This window comes from Janibacter sp. DB-40 (assembly GCF_029510815.1).
Taxonomy (GTDB): Bacteria; Actinomycetota; Actinomycetes; order Actinomycetales; family Dermatophilaceae; genus Janibacter.
Genome location: NZ_CP120360.1, coordinates 58,921 through 81,057, shown reverse-complemented (window position 1 = coordinate 81,057; position 22,137 = coordinate 58,921). Strand labels below are relative to the sequence as shown.

Sequence of the window (22,137 nt, the reverse complement as noted above, 5' to 3'; positions counted from 1 at the left end):
GCGAAGGGGGTCCCCCACCACCGCCGGTCAGTCCCGGGCGTCCGGGGTGTCGACGACGGGGGTGTCGACGTCGCGCCCGGTGGCGAGGTCACCGCACTCGACCTCGACGGCGCCGTGGCGACGCAGGTAGGGCCCGGCACCGCGGTCGCCGGCGAGCTCCGCGAGCAGGGGCGCCCAGTGGTCACGGCCGATGAGCACCGGGTGGCCGGGCACGCCGTCGTAGACGGCGCGGCGCAGATCGGCCGGGGCGGCCCCCTTCGCCAGCAGACGGCGGGGGACGTCCGCCGTCACGTCGGGGAGGTCGACGAGGTGGACGAGCACAGCGTCGACGTCGGGGCGGGCGGTCAGGTGGCGCAGCCCGTGGGCGAGCGAGGCGCCGATCCCCTCGTCCCAGTCAGGGCAGAGCAGGTGCGGCACGTCGGGGACGAGCTCGGCAGCGCGGCCCCCGCAGGCCCCGAGGACGACGGTGACGTCCGCGCACCCGCCGTCACGGAGCACGGCGACCGCCCGGGCGAGCCACGAGGTGCCGTCGGGATCGGTCTTGAGCGCCTTGGGCATGCCCATCCGGCGCCCCGCCCCCGCCGCGAGGACGAGCCCGCTCACCGTCGCTGACATGGTCGCGACCCTACTCAGCCACACCGGACCGCGGCGCCCCGAACTCGCAGGAGCCCAAGCAGTTGCGAAAGAGGGGCGCCCAAGGCTTTGCAGGAGCCTAAGCAGTTGCGAAAGAGCGGCACCCACAACTCGCAGGAGCCTAAGCAGTTGCGAATGGGGGGTGGAGTGATCAACGCGGAGACCTTGACCGGACACTGAACCAGCGTTTAGTGTGCTGAACATGAGTTCAGTGGACGACCGGACGGCCCGGGCGCGGGTGCGGGATGCAGCGCTCGAGCTCTTCGCCGAGCACGGCGAGGACGCGGTGACGATGCGGCAGATCGCCGAGCGTGCCGGCGTGTCCGCGGCGCTCGTCGTGCACCACTTCGGGTCCAAGGCGGGGCTGCGCCAGGCGGTCGTCGAGCACGTGCGCGACCGGATGGACGAGCTCTTCGACCTCTCGACCGACAGCGGGCTCACCGGCGAGTGGTCCTCGATCGCCGAGGTGCTCCAGCAGGCCCTCCCCGAGGGCTCCCCCGTCATCCCCTACCTGCGCCGACTGATGATGACCGGCGACCCGCTCGCCACCGAGCTGCTCAGCGCCTGGCACCGCCGCACCGTCGAGACCTTCCGCGCCTGGGACGAGGCGGGACAGCTCCTCGCCGGGCCCGACCCGGAGACCCGCGCGGCGCTGGCGATGTCCTCCGACCTCGGCACCCTCCTGCTCGCCGACCACTGGCAGCAGGTCCTCGGCTACGACCCGCTCCACGGCGACGGCTTCGCCCGGTGGGCCGACGAGGCGATGCGTGTCTATGCCGCGATCTTGCCCACACCGGATACAGGGACAGACACCGCGATCGGGGACCGACCCCCTTCGTCGAAGGAGCGACCATGAGCGAGACCGCACCCGACCAGATCATCCACGCCGCCGACCTGCGCAAGGCGTACGGCAGCACCCGGGCCCTCGACGGGCTCGACCTCGACGTCGCGCCCGGTGAGGTGCACGGCTTCCTCGGCCCCAACGGCTCCGGCAAGTCGACGACCATCCGCGTCCTGCTCGGTCTCACCCGCGCCGACGGCGGCACCGTCACCGTCCTCGGCGGCGACCCGTGGCGAGCCGCCGTCGCGCTGCACCGGCGGCTCGCCTACGTGCCCGCCGACGTCATCCTGTGGCCGGGCCTGACCGGCGGGCAGTGCATCGACATCCTCGGTCGCGCCCACGGTGGCATCGACGAGCGACGCCGGGCCGAGCTGGTCGAGCGCTTCGACCTCGACACCCGCAAGCGGACGCGCGACTACTCCAGCGGCAACAAGCAGAAGGTCTCGCTCATCGCCGCGCTCGCCGCCGACGTCGAGCTGCTGCTCCTCGACGAGCCGACCTCCGGCCTCGACCCGCTCATGGAGCAGGTCTTCCAGGAGACCGTGCGCGAGCGCGTCGCCGACGGCACGACCGTGCTCCTGTCGAGCCACATCCTCGGGGAGGTCGAGGCCCTCGCCGACCGGGTCACCATCATCCGCTCGGGGCGGACCGTCACGACCGGGACGCTCGCCGAGCTGCGCCGCAGCACCAGCAGCCAGGTGCACGCCGTGACCGACCGGCCGCTCGACCTCGCCCCGGTCCCCGGCGTCACCGGGCTGGTGGCGAGCACCTCCGAGGGGCGCCCGGAGATCCGCTGCCACGTCGACGCGACGCAGATCGCCGACGTCGTCGGCCGGGTCCACGCCGCCGGGGTGCACACCCTGACGATCACCCCGCCGAGCCTCGACGACGTCTTCCTCGAGCTGTACCGCGACACGCCGGGGGACGGGTCCCCGACGAGGGACGTGCGACCCTCCCCGAGCCTCGGCGACCACGCCGGCGGCCCGACCAGCGAAGGGGAGCCGGTCCGATGAGCGCCCCGACGCGGACCCACGTCTCGGGGGTCGGCATCAACCTGGGCGTCCAGTGGCGCACCGGCTGGAAGGCCCTGGCCGCCTGGGTGCTCGGTCTCTACGCCATCGTCGCGCTCACGGCGGTGTCGATCACCAGCCTCTACGAGACGCCGGCCGAGCTGCAGGCCTACGCCTCCTCGACCGACACCCCCGCGCTGCGGATGCTCAACGGGGACGTCGCCGGCCTGGACACGGTCGGTGGGGTCCTGGTCAACGAGCTCGGCTTCGTCGTCGCCTTCGCGCTCCCCGTGCTGGCGATCTCGCTCACCGGACGCGGGACGCGGCGCGAGGAGGAGGCAGGTCGCCTCGAGCTCCTCCTGGCCTCGCGGATGGGTCGGCAGGCCCCGCTCGTCGCGGCGGTCCTCCTCGGCCTCGCGGCCCTGGTCGTCCTCGGCGCCCTGACCACGGTGACCTTCGTCGCCGCGGGTGCCGACACCGTCGGGTCACTCCTCTACGGTCTGGCCATCCTGGCCTTCGGGGCCGTCTTCGTCGCGATGACGGCGGTCCTCGCGCAGGTCTTCGGCCACCAGCGCTCGGTGTGGGGCGCCGGTCTGGCGATCGCGCTGGCCTCCTACATCCTGCGCGGCATCGGCGCGGTCGACGGGACGTGGGTGGTGTGGCTCTCGCCGCACGGCTGGTACGACGAGGTGGCACCCTTCGGGGAGCCGCAGGGGACCCCCTTCGTCCTCGCCGCGGCGACGACCCTCATCCTGCTCTCGCTCGCCCTGCGCATGTCCGCCGGTCGCGACGTCGGCGGATCCCTCCTCGCCGCACGACCGGGTCCCCACCGGGCGACGTCGTGGCTGCGCACCCCGGTCGGCCTCGCCGTCCGGGAGCACCGTGGTGCCACCCTCGGGTGGGCACTGCTCGTCGCGATCCTCATGGGCACCTACGGCGGGCTGACCCAGACGGTCATGGACGCCTTCGCGGACAACCCGCAGCTGACCCAGTTCATCGCCGGGGGTGGCGACGCGCTCGTCGAGGCGATGACGGCGATGTTCGTCCTCATGCTCGCGATGCTCGTCGTCGGCTACGTCCTGCAGTCCCTCGGCTCGCTGCGCAAGGAGGAGACGACCGGCCGCCTGGAGCTGCAGCTGAGCGAGGCCCGCGGCCGGGTCCTCTGGCTGTCACCGCACATCCTCGTGGTCGCCCTCGGAGCCCTCGTCGTCGGCGGTGTCGGCACGGTGACGCTCGCCGTCACGACCGCCGCCTCCCTCGAGGACTCCTCGTGGATCGCCACCCTCGTGGCCGCGGGCGTGGGGCACCTGCCGGTCGTGCTGCTCTTCGCCGGGCTCTCGGTGGCACTCTTCGGCTGGCTGCCGCGGGTCCAGCCGGCGGCCTGGGCGGTCTTCGCCGTGGCCGCCGTCCTGGCCTACATGGGCCCCGGCCTCGACCTGCCCGAGGCGCTCATCGAGTGGTCCCCCTTCGGCCTCGTCGGCAACGTGCCCCTGGAGGACGTCGACGTGGTCGGTTCGCTCGTCGCGGGCGTCGGTGGGCTGGTCCTCCTCGCTCTCGGGGTCATCGGATTCACCCGCCGGGACGTCCCGCGCGGCTGAGTCCGCAGCCGACCCCACCGGGGACGGGCCCGGCCACACACCCGTCCCCATACGGGCGAGCACGGTGCGCCTCCATGACGACGGCCCCGCATGGCCTAGATTCTGCGGTGACGCTGTCCACATCGAGGTGCCCTCCGTGAAGATCAAGAACGACCCGGTCTACGTCCGGCGGCGGCGCGCCGTCATCGCCGTCCTCGTGGTCGCCGCCCTCATCCTCGCCCTGATCATCGGCAAGCTGGTCAGCGACGACGACTCCGCCGAGGCCTCGCCGACGAACGCGAGCGCGAGCACCAGCGCGAGCGCCACGGGCGAGCCCGAGCCCACCACGCCGGCCGAGGTCGAGTCACCGGCTCCGGAGGACTCCCCGGCCACCGAGCAGGGCGGGAAGGCCGACCCGGCCGAGTCCGACCTCGTGCGCGTCCAGCGCCTCACCGGGGAGATGACGCCGAAGTCGGTCGTCGCCTCGAAGAAGGGCCAGGTCTTCGCCCAGAACATGATGTACACGCACACCGTCAGCGTCTTCACCGCCGACGGCTCGCTGCAGAAGACGATCGGCGACGCGGTCGAGCTCGCCGACTTCGGGATCGAGGGTCACCCGGGCACCAGCCAGGGCTCCCCGGTGGAGATGGCCTTCTCCCCCGACGGCGAGACCGCGTGGGTGAGCAACTACTCGATGTACGGGGAGGGCTTCCTGCCCGAGGGCAAGGACGCGTGCGAGGGCCCCGAGGGCATCTCCAACAGCTACCTCTACAAGATCGACACCTCGTCCCTGGAGATCGTCGACGTCATCGAGGTCGGCGCCGTGCCGAAGTACGTCGCCGCCACCCCCGACGGCTCCCGGGTCCTCGTGTCCAACTGGTGCTCGATGGACCTCAGCGTCATCGACGTGGAGCAGGGCGAGGTCACCTCGACCATCCCGCTGGGCGGTGACAACCCGCGCGGCATCGAGGTCTCCCCGGACAGCTCCACGGCCTACGTCGCGCTCATGGGCGATGACCGCACCGTCGCGGTCGACCTGGCCTCGGGCGAGGTGGACGGCGACTTCACCGTCACCGGCGACGGGCCCCGCCACCTCGTGCTCTCCCCGGACGGCACGCACCTCTACGTCACCAACAACAACGACGCCACCGTCAGCGAGGTCGACACCGCGACGGGTGAGGTCACCCGGGTCGTCCAGGTCGGCAACCAGCCGCGCTCGATGACGATGAGCCCCGACGGCGGAGCCCTCTACGTCGTCAACTACAACGACGCCACGATGAGCAAGATCCTCACCGAGGACTTCGAGGTCGTGCAGACGGTGAAGACGGACCCGCACCCGATCGGCATCACCTACGAGCCGACCAAGGAGCGCGTCTGGGTGGCCAACTACGGCGGCTCGATCATCGTCTTCGACGACTCCCGTTCGGTCGCCTGAGTGCGCTCCGCCCTCATCATCAACCCGGCGAAGGGGGGATGGGAGCGGGCGCTCGAGGCGGTCACCTCGCAGGCGGAGGCGGCCGGCTGGCCGGCCCCGGCGGTGCACCTGACGACCCGCGAGGAGACCGGCCGCGCCCAGGCCGCGAGCGCGGTCGCGGCCGGTGCCGAGCTGGTCGTCGTCGCCGGGGGTGACGGCACCGTGCGCTCGGTGGCCCACGCCCTGGTCGGGACGGGCACGCAGCTGGCCGTCGTCCCGACCGGGACGGCGAACCTCCTCGCGCACAACCTCGACCTGCCGAGCGGGATCGAGGCGGCCGCGCACGTGGCGATCACCGGCAGCGCCCGACCCGTGGACCTCGGGCTCGCCCGCATCGACGACGAGGCGGGGGACCACCCCTTCGTCGTCCTGGCGGGGATGGGCCACGACGCGGCGACGGTCGCGGCGACCCGGCCCCGGCTGAAGGACCGGATCGGGTGGCCGGCCTACCTGGCCCCCGCCGCGGTGTCGGCCATGCGCCGACCGGTGCCGATGACGGTGCGCCACGACGACGAGCCGGAGCGGGACGTCCTCGCCTGGAGCGTCCTGGCCGCGAACTGCACGCGCGTGCGCGCCGGCGTGCTGGTGCCCGGCGGCCTCGTCGACGACGGGCTCCTCGACGTGCTCGAGGTCATCGTGCGCTGGCCGGTCCAGTGGGTCGGCGTGGCCGCGAAGGGGTGGGGCTGGCAGCGCGACGTCTCCGGGCTGCGGACCCGGCCCTCGACCGAGCTGACGGTCACCAGCGCGACACCGCTGCACGTCCAGCTCGACGGGGACGTCGTCGGGCCCGCCCGGCGGATGCACGTGCGCTGCGTCCACCACGCCCTGTCGGTGCGCACCTCCGCCCCGACCGGGCCGCTGCCCTAGGCCCCGCGGACGTCGTCGGCGCGACGCAGCTCGCGGCGCTCGTGCGGGGTCAGGCCGCCCCAGATCCCGTGGTCCTGCCCGGACCGCAGGGCGTACTCGAGGCACTGCGCGCGCACCGGGCAGTCCTCGCAGATCGCCTTGGCCCGGCTGACCTGCCACACGGCAGGGCCCGCGACGCCGACCGGGAAGAACAGGTCCAGGTCCTCGCCGAAGCATGCGGCGTCGTGGCGCCAGTGCCGGGTCTCGTCCGCCCGCCGGGTGAAGGGGTTCAACAGCAGCCGCACTCCCGACGGCTGACCCGCATCTCGCGCCCGCTGATCTCGTCGGGGCGGATGGAGGTCCAGAACGTCCCCTCCGGCTGCTCGTCCCACTGGTCGCCGAGCAGCTCCTCGAAGCGCTGACTGGTCTCCTCGTCGTAGACGGTGCTCGCGACGCCCTTGACCAGCACGCTCCACCCGGTGCCCTCGAGTGCGTCGAACTCGTCGACCTCGAACGCGACGGATGTCTGGTTGACCGCGGACGCCAGCGACGAGTCCCACCTGGCGCGGAAGGCGATGCTGCCGCCGTCGACGACGTGGTTGACCGGGAGGATGACCGTCTCCCCGGCGTCGTGGAAGGCGATCCGGCCGATCGGTGTCGACGCGATCCGGCGCAGGCAGTCCTGGTGGTCCAGCACCCCCAGCCCGCGGTGGTCCGTGGCGGCGGGGTCCCGTCCTGGCTGCTCGGTGGTTGTCATGGTGGGCCTCCCGGCTGCTGCACTCCTGGCGAAGTGGTCCTCTCGACTCATGGTCCGTCCAATTTACACGGCATGAGTCGTAAATAATAGGGTGGACGGCCGACTGAGCGGCGCCGGGCGCCCGGCGGCCGCGCGATACCGTCGGGCCATGACCTTCACGACCCTGATCACCGGCGCCAGCTCCGGCCTCGGCGCAGAGATGGCCCGCCAGTTCGCCGCACTCGGTCACGACCTCGCGCTCACCGCGCGCCGGACCGACCGCCTCGACGCGCTCAAGGCCGAGATCGCCGCCGCCCACCCGCAGCGCCGGGTCGAGACCTACGCCCTCGACGTCACCCGGGACGAGGACGTCACCGCGGTCTTCGGTCGGGCGAAGGGGGACTTCGGCCGCCTCGACCGCGTCGTCGTCAACGCCGGCCTGGGCAAGGGCGCGCCCTACGGCAAGGGCAGCCACTACGCCAACCGCGAGACGATCACCACCAACGTGCTCGGCGCCGCCGCGCAGACCGAGGCCGCGATGGCGATCTTCCGCGAGCAGCAGGCCGGGCACCTCGTGCTCATCGCCTCGATCACGGCGCTGCGTGGCATGCCCAAGTCGATGACGACCTACGGCGCGACCAAGGCCTTCGTCGCCTCGTTGGGCGAGGGCATCCGCTCCGAGATGCTCGGCAAGCCCGAGCTCGACATCGACGTCTCGGTCCTCTACCCGGGCTACATCCGCTCGGAGATGAACGAGAAGGTGGAGCAGAAGACGAAGTTCATGGTCGACACCGACGTGGGCGTGCGCGCGATGGTCGAGGCGATCGAGGCCCGCAAGGCCAGGGCCTACGTCCCGGCCAAGCCGTGGGTGGCCGTCGGCGCCGCGATGCGCGTGCTGCCGCTGAAGGTCGTGCGCAAGCTGCTCTGACCCGGGCGCCCTCCGCCGGGTCGATGTATCAGCGCGTGTCCAAGGGCTCGCTGATACATCGACCCGCCGTCAGCCGGTCGGGTCATGATGGCCGGATGGAGATCATCGGCCTGACCGTCACCGCACCCGACGTCGATGCCACGGAGGAGGCCTGGCGCCGACTCGGTCCATCGGGCGTCGCCGTCGAGGTGGTCGCCGGGGAGCCCGGGCTCGCGGCGGTCACGCTCGGTGTCGAGGACGTGGCTGCGACCGAGCGCCTGCTGCGGCGGCGCGGGCTGGCCGGTGACGCCGGTGGCCTCGACCTCGGCGGCACCGTGTGGCGGTTGGCCCCCACACCCGGGAGCGAAGGGAGCGGGCCCGCGCCGCGCGCGGAGGAGGCCGTCGGGGACTCCGCCCTCGCCGACCCCGTCGTCGTCGACCACGTCGTCGTGGTCACCGACGACGCGGAACGGGCGGCGGCGACCTTCGGGGCCCGGCTGGGTCTGGAGCTGCGGCTGGACCGGGACACCGGGCACGGCTTCCGCGGGCTGTTCTTCCGCTGCGGCGGTGCGGTGGTCGAGGTCATCGTGCCGAGCGACCCGCCGGAGGGACCGGACACCTTCGGCGGCGTGGCCTGGCGGGTGGCCGATCTCGAGGCGACGCACGCGCGACTGTCTGCGGCCGGGGTCGAGGTGTCCGAGGTACGGGAGGGCCGCAAGCCGGGCACCCGGGTGACGACGGTGCGCGACCCCGCCCTGGCCGTGCCCACCCTGCTGGTCTCCGCCGTCCCGCGCCCGTAGGAGTCACCTCACTCGAGCGGCAGCTGCCGTGCGCTGACGAACCGACGCTCGCCGCCGTCGACCGGGTCCACGAGCTCCACCGTGCTGGCGAGCAGCTGGAGCGGCCGGGAGAAGTCGTCGACCGAGACGTCCAGCACCTCCGGGTAGAGCGGGTCGCCCACGATCGGGATGCCGAGATCGTGGAGGTGGAGCCGTAGCTGGTGGGTGCGCCCGGTGTGCGGCGTCAACCGGTAGACCGCCAGGTCACCGGCGCGTGCCTCGACCTCGACGTCGGTCACGGCGTTGACCGGCGCGTCCGGCACCACCTGGGCCTGCCACACCCCGCGCGTCTTGTGGATGTGGTTGCGGACCGTGACGGGCAGCGCCAGATCATCGCGCCACGGAGCCAGGGCCAGATAGGTCTTGCGTACCCGCTGCTGCTCGAACATCGTCTGGTACGGCCCCCGCCACCGGCGCTCCGTCGCCAGCATGAGCACGCCCGACGTCACCCGGTCCAGCCGGTGCAGCGGAGAGAGCTCCGGCAGGCCGAGCTCGTCGCGCAGCCGGACCACGACGCTCTGCCGGACGTGCCGGCCGCGCGGGATCGTCGAGAGGAAGGGCGGCTTGTCCACGACGACGAGTCGCTCGTCGCGGTGGAGGACGCTCAGCTCACCGGGCACCTCGACCTCCTCGCGCAGGTCCCGGTGGAACCACACGAAGGTGTGCGGTCGGTACTCGTCGTCGGGCCGGACCGCGCTGCCGTCGTCGTAGACGAATCGCGCGTCGGCGAGCATCCCGTCCACGTCGACCTCGTCGGGGATCTTCTCCCGCAACCAGGCAGACACCGTCTGCCAGCGGGGTGGTCGCAGGCGGTCCCGGTCGGGCGTGCGCACCCACGCGGCGCTGAGTCCGTGGCGCGCAGCGAGCGGTGAACGTGGGGGCACGGTCGCGAGACTAGACGCTCGGGCACCGACCACGCTCCGGCCCTCGCCCACCCTCGCGGAATGTTTGATTTTCAACTACTGTTGGACATGGTGACACCGTCCACCGAAGGAGCGCACCATGCCCGCCGTGACCGTCGAGAACATCCTCACCCTGCCCCGGGTGAGCCAGCCGCTGCCCGAGACGGTCTCGCGCCCCGTGCTCTCGGTGACGACGGCACCGCAGGGCCACGAGGGCGAGGGCTTTCCCGTCCGGCGTGCCTTCGCCGGCGTCGACACGGCCCGGCTCGACCCCTTCATCCACATGGACCAGATGGGTGAGGTGGAGTACGCGCCGGGCGAGGCCCGCGGCACCAGCTGGCACCCGCACCGCGGCTTCGAGACGGTCACGTACATCATCGACGGGACCTTCGCGCACGAGGACACCCACGGTGGTGGCGGGCTGATCACCGACGGCGACACGCAGTGGATGACCGCCGGCTCCGGGCTGCTGCACATCGAGGCCCCGCCGGAGGACCTCGTCGTCAGCGGCGGCGTCTTCCACGGCCTCCAGCTGTGGGTCAACCTCCCCGGCCACCAGAAGATGACCGATCCGAAGTACCAGGACATCCGCTCCGGCGAGGTCGGCCTGCTCTCCAGCCACGACGGCGGCGCGCTGATCCGGGTCATCGCCGGCGAGCTCGACGGCCACGAGGGCCCGGGCATCACGACGACCCCGATCTCGATGATCCACACGACGATCGCGCCGGGCGCGCGCATGCACGTGCCGTGGCGCGAGGACTTCAACGGCCTGGCCTACGTGCTCTCCGGTCGCGGGCTCGTCGGCCCCGAGCGGCGCCCGATCCGCGAGGGCCAGCTGGCCGTCTTCGGCACCGGCGGCGCCCTCGAGATCGCCGCCGACGACCGGCAGGACTCCCGCAGCCCCTCCCTCGAGGTGGTCCTCCTCGGTGGCCGGCCGATCCGCGAGCCCGTCGCCGCCTACGGCCCCTTCGTGATGAACACCCGCGAGGAGCTGATCACCGCCGTCGAGGACTTCCAGGCCGGTCGCCTCGGCGTCATCCCCAAGGCTCCGCGGGTGCGTCCCGCCCTCGAGGTCGCCGAGGCCATGGCCAGGGGCGGTCGCCCCGGGCACGACGTGCTCTGACGTCCCCCGGGTCGTCAGCTGCTCTCGAAGAGCTCCGCCGGCACGCGATGGGCGTCCCGGACGCCGGCGAGCATGCGGGGCCCGATCAGCTCGCCGCGGCGGAGCACGGTGATGCGCCCGGTGGACTCGAAGACGACACAGGCGACCTCCCTGTGGTGGCGCACCCCGGCGTGACGCAGGGCCGCGTTGAGCTCGGAGCGGGTGACGTGCGCTGCCCGCAGGTTCTCGAGGAGGACGTCGTCGCCGGCCATGAGGACGACGGCGCCGGCGTTGACCCACCGGGCGCCACGGATGGTGCGTCGCAGCTCGCCGACGGCAGCCTCCATCGCGAAGAGGCAGGTCAGGCCGATGACCCCGGCGGCCAACGTCGGGGGATCGCCGAGGATCACCCGGCCCGCGACCGCACCGAGGGTGATGACGACGACGGCGTCGAAGGTGCCCATCCCGGTGAGGACACGGGCACCGAAGAGGCGCACGAGCATGAGGAAGGCGAGGTAGATCCCGACCGCGGAGAGCACCACGGAGATCGCGTGGCTGGGCTCGATCCACAACCGCTCACCGACCTCCGCCCAGTCGATCACGGACGGTCGGGCGGCGGGGAGGGCAAGGGGCATGGCAGTCGCATGGTACCGAGGTCCCGGCGGCTCCCGCCCGCGCGGAGGCCCGCGCCGCGGTGAGCCGGCTCGTCAGGCGAAGGGGTCCTGCCCCCGCTTCAGTGCCGCTCGGGCCTGCGCGGCCCGGTCCGTCGCGGCCCACCGCTTGCGGGCCTTCGCCCTCGAGGCCGGGTCGGACCGCATCGCGATCCACTCCGCCTCCCGCTGCAGCTTCTGCCGGCTGGCCCACCGGCGCTCCTCCAGCCGACCATCGGCGATGGCCTCCCGCACGGCGCACCCGGGCTCGCACTCGTGCGAGCAGTCGTTGAACCGGCAGGCCGACGTCAGCTCCTCGATGTCCGGGAAGGTGCGGGCCACCCCTTCGCCGTCCTCCTGCAGGCCGATCGATCGCAGACCGGGTGTGTCGAGGAGGACGCCGCCACCGGCGAGCGGGACGAGCTCCCGAGCCGTCGTCGTGTGCCGTCCCTTGCCGTCCTGGCGGGTGTCGGTCACCGCCTGGACCGCGCGTCCGGCGAGGACGTTGACGAGCGTCGACTTGCCGGCGCCGGACTGCCCGACGAGCGCGGTGGTCCCGAGCGCGAGCGCCTCGGCGACGTCGGCGATGCCCTCCCCGGTCTCGGCCGAGGCGACGAGCACGGTCACCCCGGGCGCAGCCGCCTCGACCTCGGCACGGGCTGCGTCGGGGTCGTAGGCGAGGTCGGCCTTCGTCAGCACGATGAGGGGCCGCGCCCCCGACTCCCAGGCGATGACGAGGTAGCGCTCGATGGACGACAGCCGCAGCCGGGTCTCGAAGGGGACGGCGACCAGGACGTGGTCGAGGTTGGCCGCCATCACCTGCGCGTCGGAGCGCTCCCCCGCGGCCCGGCGCACGATCGCGCTGCGGCGGGGCAGGACGGCCCGCACGACGTCCCCGTCGTCGCGCCGCTCCAGACCGACCCAGTCACCGGTCGTCGGCTGGTCCTCGAGCAGGCTCCCGGCGGGCAGTCGCACCAGGGCGAGGACGGGGCCCTCGGCGGTGTGGACGGTGACCCGGCCGCGGTCGACGCGACCGACCCGCCCCGGCACCAGGACGAAGTCCGCCGTCATCTCGTCGAAGGCGGCAGCGACGGCGTCGTCCCAGCCGAGGGGCGTCAGGCCGGTGGTCGTGGTGGTCATCCCTCGACAGTGGCACCGTGGCCCTCACGGGGCCACTGATTTTTCCGCCTGCCTCAGTGGCCGACGCGGCGGCGGGAGGGCCCGCCGAGGGCGGCCCAGACGGTCGTCTGCTTCTCGTCGCGCTGCACGCCCCACTCGTGGGCGATGCTGCGCACGATCCGCAGGCCGCGACCGGAGGTGGCCCACACCGCTCGGGCGGCGGGCACCGGCTGGGTGTCCGACCCGCCGTCGCTGACCTCGATCTCGACACAGTTGCCCCGCGCCTTCCAGTGGATGCGCACGGTGCGGTCCGCGAGCGGCGTGGCGTGGCGCAGCGAGTTGGTCACGAGCTCCGTGGTGACCAGCTCGGCCTCGCCGACGATGTCCTCGTCCACCCCGCGCGCCACCAGGTCGAGAGCCACGGCCTGCCGGATCCGGGTCACGGTCTTCAGCTCCCAGCGGGCCCGGATCGTGCGGGCCTGGCCGCGACCGATCTCCCCTCCGAAGCTGTCGACACCGCTCGTGGACGACGCTGCCGTGCCTGCCTGGCCCACCGTCGGACTCCCTTCGTCACCGATCATGTTCCTCCCCCGATCACCCCATTGTCCCCGTGGGGACGGTCCGGCCCAACTCGCCACGCACCGACGGCCTACGCTGACCCGCATGGGAAAGGCTTCGCGACGCAAGAAGGAGGCGCAGGGGAAGACCAAGGTCGCCCCGGCGCCACACATGGCACGCCCCTTCGCGGGACTGCCGGGCGAGGCCGACTGGGTCGCTGCCTACGAGATCCTCCCGGCGGCCACGGCCACCCTCACCCTCAGGGCCGACGCGGTCCCCGAGGGCGCACCGGAGACGGTCACCCTGGCCACGGTGCTGCCGATGGCCTGGCCCGCGCTGAAGCGTGACGACGGCAGCATCCTCGTCGCCAGCCAGTCCGGCTCCACCAGCGGGGACCCGAGCCGTGACCTGGCGCAGGCGCTCCTCACCGCCATCGAGGGCGAGCCGGGCGCACCGATCACCCGGCTCCCCCGAGCCACCGCCGAGACGCCGCGCCTGCAGGACCTCCTCGACACCGACGCCGACTTCGACGTCACGGTGCACGAGGGGTTCGACTTCTGGCTGGACGGCCAGGAGGTGACCGGCGAGGCCGCCGAGTCGCTCGAGCGCGCCAACGAGAGCGTCGTCCCGACGACACCGATCACCTCGGCCCCGGCCACCTACTGGTGCCGGATCGGGGAGCGCACCTACATCCGGCACGTGCTCCCGGACGACGAGGACGCGGCCACCACGGCCCTGGCCCGCCTCCACGCGAAGGGGGAGTCCCACCTCGGCGAGGACCGTCGCCTCCTCGGCGCCTTCCGCGCCGGCGGCCTGCTCGTGCCGGTCTGGGAGGTCCCGGCCGACAGCGAGGCGGCCGACCACGAGGACGCCGTCGCCGACTTCGCCGGCCGGTACGCGACGGCGCTCGCCGCCACCGAGGACCTCACCCCCGACGAGCGCAGGGCGCGCAACGGCCTGCTCTCCCGCCAGGTGACCCTGCGCTGAGCCCCTTGCGCAACCGCTTGGGCTCCTGCGGATCCCTGGCCCCGCGTCGCTAGGGTGACCGCATGACCGTGGTCGAGATCGCCCTGCTGTGCGGGCTCGTCGCCGCCCTGGCCGTCGCGACCCTGGCACTGCTGCGCCTGCGCGCGCTGAGCGATCGGGTGGTCGAGCTCGAGCGCCGGTCTCCCGTCGGGGAGGGCGACCTGGCCTCCCTTCGCCATGACATCGCCCAGGCGCTGCGGCACGTGGCCGTCGTGCGCTACGACGCCTTCGGCGACATGGGCGGGCGGCTGTCCTTCTCCGCCGCGATCATCGACGACACCGGCGATGGCCTGGTCGTCAGCAGCATCCACGGGCGCGGGGAGTCCCGCACCTACGCCAAGGGCGTCGTCGGTGGCGACGCCGACGCGACCCTCACCCCCGAGGAGCGCCAGGCGCTCGCCGCGGCCCGCACCGGCTCGGTCGACGCCTGACCTCCCCCACCCCACTGGAGACACCATGACCCGCTACGCCTACCTCGGCCCCGAGGGCACCTTCACCCAGCAGGCGCTGATGATGTGGGGGCCCACCGAGGACGCCGAGCAGGTGCCCTGCGGCTCCGTCGACACCGCGCTGGAGCAGCTGCGCGCCGGGGACGTCGACGCCGCCGTCGTGCCCATCGAGAACTCCGTCGAGGGCGGCGTCTCCGCCACCCTCGACGCCCTCGCCTCCGGTGAACCGCTCGTCGTCGTCGGCGAGGTGCTGGTGCCGATCACCTTCGTCGCGTGCGCCCGACCGGGGACGCGGCTGCAGGACGTCACGGCGATCGGGACCCACAGCCACGCGTGGGCGCAGGTGCGCGGCTGGGCCGACCACACCGTCCCGCACGCGGTCTACGTCCCCACGCTCTCGACCGCCTCGGCGGCCAAGGACCTCGCCGAGCACCCCGACGAGGTCGGCTACCAAGCCGCGGTGTGCGCCCCGGTCGCCGCCGAGCGGTTCGGGCTGGAGGTCCTCGCCCACGACATCGGCGACATGACCACCGCGGTGACCCGCTTCGTCATCGTTGCCCGTCCGGAGTGGCAGCCCGGTCCCACCGGCAAGGACAAGACGACCGTCGTGCTCTACCAGCGCACCGACCGCGCGGGTGGCCTGCTGGAGCTGCTCGAGCAGTTCGCCGTGCGCGGCATCAACATGACCCGCCTCGAGTCACGCCCGACGAAGGACTCGATGGGCTCGTACTGCTTCTCGATCGACTTCGAGGGGCACGTGCAGGACGAGCGGGTCGGCGCGGCCCTGATGAGCCTGCACCGGGTGTGCGCGGACCTGCGCTTCCTGGGCTCCTACCCGGCGGCCGCCGGCGCCGAGATCACCGTCGACCCGATCACCACGGACCAGGCCTTCAGGGACGCGCGTCGGTGGTTGGAGCGGTTGCGGGCCCTCGGGGACGGCTGAGTCGCTCCTCGCACCAGATCAGCAGCCGGCCCATCAGCGCCTGCGATTCCGGCAGCCGGGGGTTCGAGTGGTAGGAGTGCCACAGCCCCTCGGCGACGTCGAGCTCGGCCGCTCCACCCGCCGCCCGCCATCCGGTGTGGATCCGCGCGGCGTCGGAGAGGAAGAGGTCACGGGTGCCGGAGGAGAAGAAGGCCGGCGGCAGCGCCCCACCCGCCCAGTCCGCGTGCACCGGTGACACGAGCGGGTGCCGCAGATCGGCCCGCCCGGCGTAGGCGCGCGCGAAGCGCTCCTGCTGGCCGCGCCAGCGGATCCAGGCGTCGCGGCCCTCGTTGACGCGGTAGGAGTCGCCCTCGCCCGCGAGGTCGCCGAAGGGGGTCAGCGCCACCAGCCCCAGGGGCAGGGGGACGTCCGCACCCCCCGCACTCCGGGCCCGGAGGCGTTGCAGGACACCGAGGGCGAGGTTGGCGCCCGCGGAGACGCCACCGAGCAGCACCCGTGGGCCCCGCTCCGCCACCCCGGCGAGGTAGGCGTCGACGCAGACGTCGATCGCGACGGGGAAGCGGGCCTCGGGAGCGAGCGGGTACTCGACCGAGATGACCGGCCGGGCCAGCCCCTCGGCCAGCCGCAGCCCCGTCCCGTCGCGGGCGGACCCCCAGCAGAAGCCGCCGCCGTGGATCCACAGCACCCACGCGTCGTCGGCGACCAGGTCACCCGACTCCGCCGTCATCAGCAGGTGGCCGTCGGGGCGCTCGGTGACGTGCACGCCCCGGGCGGCGCGGTCGGCCTCGAACCCCACGAGCTGCTCGGCCGCCCCCTTCGTCCGCAGCCACCGGGTGACCTGCGGGGTGAGCGGCCACCGGTGGGGCCGGTTGTCCGCCGCGGCAGCGGCTGCGGCCGCCTCCGCACTCACCGTCGGTGGCAGCTGTGCGCGGCTCACGGGTGCTCGCGTTGCTCGATGTGGGAGCCGACCCAGTCGTTGAGCTCGTCCCACTCGGCATCGAGCCACTCGGCGACCTCGCCGGGCTCGGTGGGCACGTCCTCGCTGCGGTGGGTGATGCCGCGGAAGGTCAGCCGGTTGCGGAAGGGCACCGCCCTGATGACCGGCCCCGGCCCGGTGAGCATGTCCAGGCCCGTGTGGGCGACGACCATGACGTCGGCCTCGGGGGCGTTCTCCCGGATGGCCGCGACCCCGCGCGAACGGGCCTCGAGCACCCACGGGCGCGACTCGACCCGGTCCGCCCGCTCGTGCTCGCCGCGCGCACGCAGGCGCTCGACGAGGGCCTCGTGGCGGTCGGGCGCCCAGTTGCGTCCCTCGGGGAAGATGAGCATCGCGTCCTTGCTCGTGAGCGTCGACGCCAGGTCCGCGACCCCGCGGGTGCGGTCGTCGCCGGCGCCGGAGCGCGAGGGGACGAAGTAGGAGTCCAGGCGCTGCAGCACCATCGCGATGCCGGGGTCCCACAGCATCGCGTCGGCGAGGACGATCCGCGGGATCCGGCCGGCGGTCGACGCGAGCAGCCAGGCGATCGCCAGCGAGTCCGCCGGGCCGGCGTGCCGGGAGATGACGACGAGCGGGTGGCCCGGGCGGCCGACCGTGATGGCGCCCTCGACGTCGATCGTGAAGCCGACCATCTTGCCGGCGGTGAAGATCACGTTGTTCAGCGCCCGGCGGATCAGGGTGAGGTGGTCCTCGTCCCAGGTCGGGCTGGTGCCCCGCGGCGAGCGCAGCCGCAGGTACCAGCACTCGACGACGAGCCCGATGTCCTCCCACATGATGTAGAGCGCGAGGAAGAGGCACCGCAGCAGGGCCAGGCGTCGGTCCCACGGCCACAGCAGGAGCATGAACGGCGCCACGGCGACGAAGAGCAGCGAGAAGAAGATCCCGACGAGCGGGTAGATGCCCTGCAGGACCAGCCGCAGCCAGTACGGCGGCGCCGGGAGCGAAGGGAGCGAGCTGATCTTCACGAGGTGGTCCCCTGCAGGTAGGCACTCGTGGCGTCGAAGGCGCGGGCCATCCGATCCTCCACCTTCGCGACCGAGCCCTGACCGATGAGCGAGGCGGTCGGCGTGCGGTCGACCCCGCTGGGCAGGACGTGCAGCCGCACGTCGTCGGGGACCTCGGCGATCTCCTCGACGAAGCGGTGCCGCCGGGCGATCTCGAAGGCGACGAGCCCGACGTCCAGCGGGTTGCGTGGCACGCTCAGCGGCTGCTCGACCCGGCCGACCTGGAGCACGTGGACGACGGTGGCACCGAGCGCGATCGCCCTGCCCACCGGGATGGAGTGCACGAGGCCGCCGTCGTAGTAGTGGGCACCGTCGATCTCCACGGGGGCGAAGAGCCCCGGGACCGCGCAGCTGGCTGCGACCGCCGGCGCGACCGGGCCGGAGGTGAACCACCGCGAGGCCGAGCCCTCGATCTCCGCGGCGACGCACTGGAAGGGGACGGCCAGGTCCTCGATCCGCTCCACGCCGAGGTGGCGCTCGACGAGGTCGGGGATCACCCCCCTTCGCATCACGTGGGTGCGGTACTTGGCGAAGCGGGCCGCCTGGCGCACCGGGCTCTCGCCCATCTCGCCGGAGCGGACCACGTCGCGCCACAGCTCCTCGAGGCGGGCGACGCCCTCCGCCGTGGGGTCGGCCGCCACGAAGGCGCCGTTGACCGCACCGATGCTCGTCCCGATGACGAGGTCCGGTGTGACGTCGGCGGCCAGGAGCGCCTGGAGCATCCCGACCTGGGTGGCCCCGAGAACGCCCCCTCCACCGAGGACGAAGGCGGTCGTGGGCATGGTCGCCAGATTACTGGCCGTCGCCGGCGCCCGTCGCGCCGCTCTCCCGTGGGTCGCCCGTGCCCAGACGGATGACGTCGACACCGACGTCCAGCGTCGAGCCGCTGCCCTCGGAGAAGATGATGCCCTTCAGCGGGGAGACGTCGCGGAAGTCACGACCCCACCCGGTGACGATGTAGCGCGAGTCGGCGAAGTGGTTGTTCGTGGGGTCGATGTCCACCCAGTCGCCGTCCGGCGTCATCGCTGCCGCCCAGGCGTGCGAGGCGTCGGAGCCCTCGAGCTTGGCCTCGCCGGGCGGCGGACGGGTCTCGATGTACCCGGAGACGTACCGGGCGGGGATGCCGACGGCCCGCAGGCACCCGATGGCCAGGTGTGCGAAGTCCTGGCACACACCGGCCCGCCCCCGGAGCAGCTCCGGCAGGGTCGTCTTCACGCTCGTCGCACCCTTGGCGTAGGTGAAGTCGCGGTAGATGTCGGAGTAGAGAGCCACGAGGGCGCTGCCGAAGGGCCGGTCGGGCGGCAGGATCCCCGCCGCGTAGGCGATGACCTCCGGGTCCAGCTCCACCAGCGAGGAGGGCAGCAGGTACTGCGCCGCCTCTGCCCGGTCGATGTCCTCCCCCTCGGAGACCGCGGCGGCGGCCTCGGCGACGGTCCAGGAGTCGAGCCGCTGCATGTCCGGTGCCGGCCAGTCGATCTCCGCGATGCTGCGCTTGGACACCTCGAGGACGGTGTGTGGGGTGCGCACCTCGTAGAAGCTGGAGAAGTTGCCGAAGTGGTCGACGTGCTCGGTGTGGATGTGCGGCTCGGGCACGATCTCCACGTGGTGCTCGACGATGCGCTGCTGGGGCGTGCTCCGTGGGCGCAGCATCGCGCGGCCGTAGGAGTCGGTGACGTACTCCTCGTAGGTGTAGGTGGTGCGGTGGCGCACCTCGTACCGACGGCGGGTGTGGTGCTCCGGGCTGATCGTCGGCCCGGGGCCGGGCGTCGTCGGCTCGGGGGCGGGTGGCCGGCTGGGTGTCGAGCTCACCAGGTCCCCTCCCCGCTGCTCCACTGGACCCACTGGATCGAGCGGCCCTCCGCCTTGCGCTGGAAGTAGGCCTCGTCCAGGGCGCGGTGGACCTGGCGCAGGTCGGCACCGATGCCGGTGAGCGTGCGCGCGAGGGGCTGACGCCCGTCGGCGAAGAGCTCCTCGAGGTCGAGCCGGGCGATGCGGTCGACGAGCTCGCGCACCCACGGCAGCACGAGCTCGTCCTCGAGCAGCTCGAGGTCCTCGACGAGCCGGTCGACCTGGAAGCGCACCGAGCGCGGGTTGCTCCCGTCGCGCAGCAGCAGGTCCACGGCGGCCTGGAGGGGCGACAGTCCGCCGAGGCCGCTGGTCAGCCGGCGCCGGTAGGTGATGACCGACTCCGCCGCGAGCAGCGCCGCCTCGGTCGTCGTGCCCTCGACGACGGGGGCCCGCTCCACGGCGAGCACCGAGGTGATCAGCCGCGTCGTCTGCTGGGCGCGCTCGACCCGCTTGCCCGCATCGGCGAAGGCCCACGTGGGATCGCGGATCAGCGACTCGACGCCGATGCCCGCGAGCGCGAGGAGGCCCTCGAGGGTCCCCATGAGCAGCTCCTGCAGGTCGTCCTCGGGCACCGCGTGGCGCAGGGTGCGCTCGAGCCGGGACATGACCAGCCAGGTGTCGACCGAGAGGGTCTCGCGCACGGCCTGGGCCGCGATGACCGCGCGGTGGGTGCTGAAGGCGACCGAGCCGACGACCCGCGGGTCGAGGGTGAGGGCGCGCAGGTGCGGCAGCGGGTCCTCGCGCCGCGACTGCGCCTCCTCGCCGACGAAGCCGGGGCGGGCGGCGACGACGGAGGTGACCGCCTCCAGCAGGGCGAGCATCGCGGTGTGGCCGGTCGTGCCGGGACGGGCGGCGTGGTCGTCGACGAGGTTGTCGGCCACCCGCAGCAGGCGGGCGGCGAACTCGGCCCGCTCGCCGTACCGGCCCATCCAGTACAGGTCGGCCGCCACGCGTGGCGGCGGTGCCGCGGAGGCCAGCGCTGCCGCCCCGGCAAAGGGACTCGGGGCGGTCAGGCCCTCCCCTTCGTCCACGAGGGTGTCGTCACGCACCCACACGTCCTTGCTCATCGCGCCGGTGAGGCTGGAGATGGCACCGGAGTCGGGGCGCACGGCAACGCGGCCCAGGCCACCGGGCATGACGGCGTAGTCGTCCTCGTCGGCGACGGCGAAGGTACGCAGCACGACGTGGCGCGGCTCGAGCCCGCCGGCGGTGACCACGGGGGCGGTCGACATCGTCAGCGGGTCCTGCGCGGTCCACTTCCACGGCTCGGCCTGGATGCGCTGCGCCAGCTCCTCGCGCTCGTCGGCGGTGATCTCCCAGCCGAAGACCGCGTTGCCGCCGTTGGTGCCGTCCCCACGCGAGGCGGGCTTGACGACGAGGCTGGAGAGGTTGGTGATGATGTGGCTGAGGTGGCTGGGCTCGCCGGCCCACCACGTCTGGGTGGACTGGAGCGTCAGGTCCTCGTCGAGCAGGTACCGGCAGATCGCCGGGAGGTAGGGGATCAGCGCCGGGTTCTCCAGCACGCCCGAGGAGATCGGGTTGACCAGCGAGACGTGCCCGAGCCGGGCCGCCTCGACCATGCCGGGGAGCCCGAGGCGGGAGTCGCCGCGCAGGTCCAGCTGGTCGATGGCGCCGCCGTCCACCCGGCGCATGATGACGTCGACCGGGGACAGGCCGCTCGTCGTGCGCATCCAGATCCGGCCGTCGCGGCTGACGAGGTCCTCGGACTCGACGACGGGGACGCCGAGGACGGTCGACTGGAGGGCCTCGTCGTAGGCGGCGTCACTGAGGCTGCCCGGCGTGAGGATGACGATGCGCGGGACGTCGTCGGTCTGCGGTGCGGCGGCCATGAGGGCCTTGTGCACCTGGTAGAAGAAGCCGCGCAGGCGGGCCAGGTCCACGGTGCGGTGCAGGTCGGGGAGCACGCGGGCGATGATGCGGCGGTTGGCCATCGCGTAGCCGGCGCCGCTCGGGGCCTGTGTCCGGTCGGCGAAGACCCGCCACGTGCCGGTGCGGTCCCGGGCGAGGTCCATCGCCGGCATGACGAGCTGGCGCGGGCCGGGCAGCCGGATGCCGTCGGCCTGCGGGAGCCAGCCGTCGTGCCCGTAGACCGCCGTGCCCGGCAGGATGCCGTCGCGCACGAGGCGCTGCTCGCCGGTGAGGTCGGTGAGGACGCCGTCGAGGAGGGCCGCGCGCTGGCGCACGCCCTGCTCGAGCTTGGCCCACTCCGTGGCGCCGATGGTGAGCGGGAGCGGGTCGAGCTCCCACGTGCGCGGCTCGGTCGGGACGGTGCGGCCGTCGGCGACGTCCTCGTCGTCGGGTGAGACGCCCGCGCCGTAGGTGATCCCCTCGTCCTCGACGAACCGGCGGCTCGCGGCCCGGGCCGCGAGCATCCCGGACAGCCGGGCGGAGGCGATCGCCTCCGCGAGCGGCTCGGCCGCCTCACGGACACCGTCGAGCGTCACGACCTCGTCGATGCCCTCGGTGACCGTGACTTCGTCGCGGTACTCGTCGAGCGGGCTCGGGAGATCGCCGAAGGCCGGAGCGGACATGGGCTCGACACTAACGCCCGCAGGGAGGTCGGGAGCGCCCACCGACGCGCGCGGCGGCGGCCGGGACCGCCGCCGGGGGGTCGACCCGGGCCCCGGACCACAGATGCAAAGACCTCTTTGCATC

Annotated in this window: 23 protein-coding genes; 11 read left to right on the top strand and 12 right to left on the bottom strand. The window is 73.1% G+C overall.

Annotated features, from left to right (window positions below; genetic code table 11):
• Positions 1 to 27: 27 nt before the first annotated feature.
• Positions 28 to 615: a nucleotidyltransferase family protein gene (locus PVE36_RS00425; protein ID WP_277453859.1), complete on the bottom strand. Its 588-nt coding sequence runs from the start codon at positions 613 to 615 to the stop codon at positions 28 to 30.
• A gap of 220 nt (positions 616 to 835) precedes the next feature.
• Between PVE36_RS00425 and PVE36_RS00420 the strand changes: the two genes are divergently transcribed.
• From PVE36_RS00420 to PVE36_RS00400, 5 genes are all read left to right on the top strand, one after another.
• Positions 836 to 1,489 (top strand): TetR/AcrR family transcriptional regulator, encoded by a 654-nt coding sequence (locus PVE36_RS00420; RefSeq protein ID WP_277453858.1) that lies wholly within the window; start codon positions 836 to 838, stop codon positions 1,487 to 1,489.
• Positions 1,486 to 2,487 (top strand): ABC transporter ATP-binding protein, encoded by a 1,002-nt coding sequence (locus PVE36_RS00415; protein WP_277453856.1) that lies wholly within the window; start codon positions 1,486 to 1,488, stop codon positions 2,485 to 2,487. The genes PVE36_RS00420 and PVE36_RS00415 overlap by 4 nt, the downstream gene beginning before the upstream one ends.
• The gene (locus PVE36_RS00410; RefSeq protein ID WP_277453855.1) at positions 2,484 to 4,082 is read left to right on the top strand and encodes a hypothetical protein; all 1,599 of its coding nucleotides are present in this window, start codon (positions 2,484 to 2,486) and stop codon (positions 4,080 to 4,082) included. The genes PVE36_RS00415 and PVE36_RS00410 overlap by 4 nt, the downstream gene beginning before the upstream one ends.
• Positions 4,083 to 4,218: 136 nt before the next feature.
• Positions 4,219 to 5,496, top strand: a complete 1,278-nt coding sequence (locus tag PVE36_RS00405; protein WP_277453853.1) for a beta-propeller fold lactonase family protein — start codon at positions 4,219 to 4,221, stop codon at positions 5,494 to 5,496.
• Positions 5,497 to 6,402 carry a diacylglycerol kinase family protein gene (locus PVE36_RS00400; RefSeq protein WP_277453851.1) on the top strand — a complete coding sequence of 302 codons (906 nt, stop codon included), beginning with the start codon at positions 5,497 to 5,499 and terminating at the stop codon, positions 6,400 to 6,402.
• On the opposite strand, the gene PVE36_RS00395 is transcribed toward PVE36_RS00400, so the two are convergent.
• Both PVE36_RS00395 and PVE36_RS00390 read right to left on the bottom strand, forming a co-directional pair.
• Entirely contained in the window at positions 6,399 to 6,674 is a 276-nt protein-coding gene (locus PVE36_RS00395) for a WhiB family transcriptional regulator (RefSeq protein ID WP_277453850.1), read from the bottom strand. The genes PVE36_RS00400 and PVE36_RS00395 overlap by 4 nt on opposite strands.
• Positions 6,671 to 7,138 (bottom strand): pyridoxamine 5'-phosphate oxidase family protein, encoded by a 468-nt coding sequence (locus PVE36_RS00390; RefSeq protein ID WP_277453849.1) that lies wholly within the window; start codon positions 7,136 to 7,138, stop codon positions 6,671 to 6,673. Before PVE36_RS00390 ends, PVE36_RS00395 begins: the two co-directional genes overlap by 4 nt.
• A 148-nt stretch (positions 7,139 to 7,286) precedes the next feature.
• Here PVE36_RS00390 and PVE36_RS00385 point away from each other — a divergent pair, with 148 nt between their 5' ends.
• Complete coding sequence (locus PVE36_RS00385; RefSeq protein WP_277453848.1) at positions 7,287 to 8,045, top strand: SDR family oxidoreductase; 759 nt, start codon at positions 7,287 to 7,289, stop codon at positions 8,043 to 8,045.
• 95 nt (positions 8,046 to 8,140) lie between these two features.
• Positions 8,141 to 8,824 carry a VOC family protein gene (locus PVE36_RS00380; RefSeq protein ID WP_277453846.1) on the top strand — a complete coding sequence of 228 codons (684 nt, stop codon included), beginning with the start codon at positions 8,141 to 8,143 and terminating at the stop codon, positions 8,822 to 8,824.
• Between the two features lie 8 nt (positions 8,825 to 8,832).
• Here the strand turns inward: PVE36_RS00380 and PVE36_RS00375 are convergent, their stop codons facing one another.
• A complete protein-coding gene (locus tag PVE36_RS00375) occupies positions 8,833 to 9,747 on the bottom strand; it encodes a pseudouridine synthase (protein WP_277453845.1) in 915 nt (304 codons plus the stop codon).
• 118 nt (positions 9,748 to 9,865) lie between these two features.
• On the opposite strand from PVE36_RS00375, the gene PVE36_RS00370 reads away from it, so the two are divergent.
• Entirely contained in the window at positions 9,866 to 10,888 is a 1,023-nt protein-coding gene (locus PVE36_RS00370) for a pirin family protein (protein WP_277453842.1), read from the top strand.
• A 14-nt stretch (positions 10,889 to 10,902) separates the two neighbouring features.
• Here PVE36_RS00370 and PVE36_RS00365 read toward each other — a convergent pair whose 3' ends face one another.
• From PVE36_RS00365 to PVE36_RS00355, 3 genes are all read right to left on the bottom strand, one after another.
• Positions 10,903 to 11,502, bottom strand: coding sequence for a YetF domain-containing protein (locus PVE36_RS00365; protein ID WP_277453841.1), 600 nt, complete (start codon positions 11,500 to 11,502; stop codon positions 10,903 to 10,905).
• Between the two features lie 72 nt (positions 11,503 to 11,574).
• Positions 11,575 to 12,657 (bottom strand): ribosome small subunit-dependent GTPase A, encoded by a 1,083-nt coding sequence (gene rsgA / locus PVE36_RS00360; protein WP_277453840.1) that lies wholly within the window; start codon positions 12,655 to 12,657, stop codon positions 11,575 to 11,577.
• 53 nt (positions 12,658 to 12,710) lie between these two features.
• Positions 12,711 to 13,190, bottom strand: coding sequence for an ATP-binding protein (locus PVE36_RS00355; RefSeq protein ID WP_277453839.1), 480 nt, complete (start codon positions 13,188 to 13,190; stop codon positions 12,711 to 12,713).
• 109 nt (positions 13,191 to 13,299) lie between these two features.
• Between PVE36_RS00355 and PVE36_RS00350 the strand changes: the two genes are divergently transcribed.
• The 3 genes from PVE36_RS00350 (at position 13,300) to pheA (ending at position 15,612) form a co-directional block, all read left to right on the top strand.
• Positions 13,300 to 14,181, top strand: coding sequence for a DUF5926 family protein (locus PVE36_RS00350; RefSeq protein ID WP_277453838.1), 882 nt, complete (start codon positions 13,300 to 13,302; stop codon positions 14,179 to 14,181).
• 62 nt (positions 14,182 to 14,243) lie between these two features.
• Positions 14,244 to 14,651: a DUF4446 family protein gene (locus PVE36_RS00345; RefSeq protein WP_277453837.1), complete on the top strand. Its 408-nt coding sequence runs from the start codon at positions 14,244 to 14,246 to the stop codon at positions 14,649 to 14,651.
• 25 nt (positions 14,652 to 14,676) lie between these two features.
• A complete protein-coding gene (gene pheA, locus PVE36_RS00340) occupies positions 14,677 to 15,612 on the top strand; it encodes a prephenate dehydratase (RefSeq protein ID WP_277453835.1) in 936 nt (311 codons plus the stop codon).
• On the opposite strand, the gene PVE36_RS00335 is transcribed toward pheA, so the two are convergent.
• The 5 genes from PVE36_RS00335 to PVE36_RS00315 are packed head-to-tail and all read right to left on the bottom strand — an operon-like array spanning position 15,560 to position 22,013.
• Positions 15,560 to 16,549, bottom strand: coding sequence for an alpha/beta hydrolase (locus PVE36_RS00335; protein ID WP_277453834.1), 990 nt, complete (start codon positions 16,547 to 16,549; stop codon positions 15,560 to 15,562). The two genes, pheA and PVE36_RS00335, sit on opposite strands and share 53 nt — an antisense overlap.
• Positions 16,546 to 17,574 carry a 1-acyl-sn-glycerol-3-phosphate acyltransferase gene (locus PVE36_RS00330; RefSeq protein ID WP_277453832.1) on the bottom strand — a complete coding sequence of 343 codons (1,029 nt, stop codon included), beginning with the start codon at positions 17,572 to 17,574 and terminating at the stop codon, positions 16,546 to 16,548. The genes PVE36_RS00335 and PVE36_RS00330 overlap by 4 nt, the downstream gene beginning before the upstream one ends.
• Entirely contained in the window at positions 17,571 to 18,395 is an 825-nt protein-coding gene (locus PVE36_RS00325; protein WP_277453831.1) for a patatin-like phospholipase family protein, read from the bottom strand. The genes PVE36_RS00330 and PVE36_RS00325 overlap by 4 nt, the downstream gene beginning before the upstream one ends.
• 10 nt (positions 18,396 to 18,405) lie before the next feature.
• A complete protein-coding gene (locus tag PVE36_RS00320; RefSeq protein WP_277453829.1) occupies positions 18,406 to 19,422 on the bottom strand; it encodes a transglutaminase family protein in 1,017 nt (338 codons plus the stop codon).
• Positions 19,419 to 22,013 carry a circularly permuted type 2 ATP-grasp protein gene (locus PVE36_RS00315; RefSeq protein ID WP_277453827.1) on the bottom strand — a complete coding sequence of 865 codons (2,595 nt, stop codon included), beginning with the start codon at positions 22,011 to 22,013 and terminating at the stop codon, positions 19,419 to 19,421. The genes PVE36_RS00320 and PVE36_RS00315 overlap by 4 nt, the downstream gene beginning before the upstream one ends.
• Positions 22,014 to 22,137: the final 124 nt, after the last annotated feature.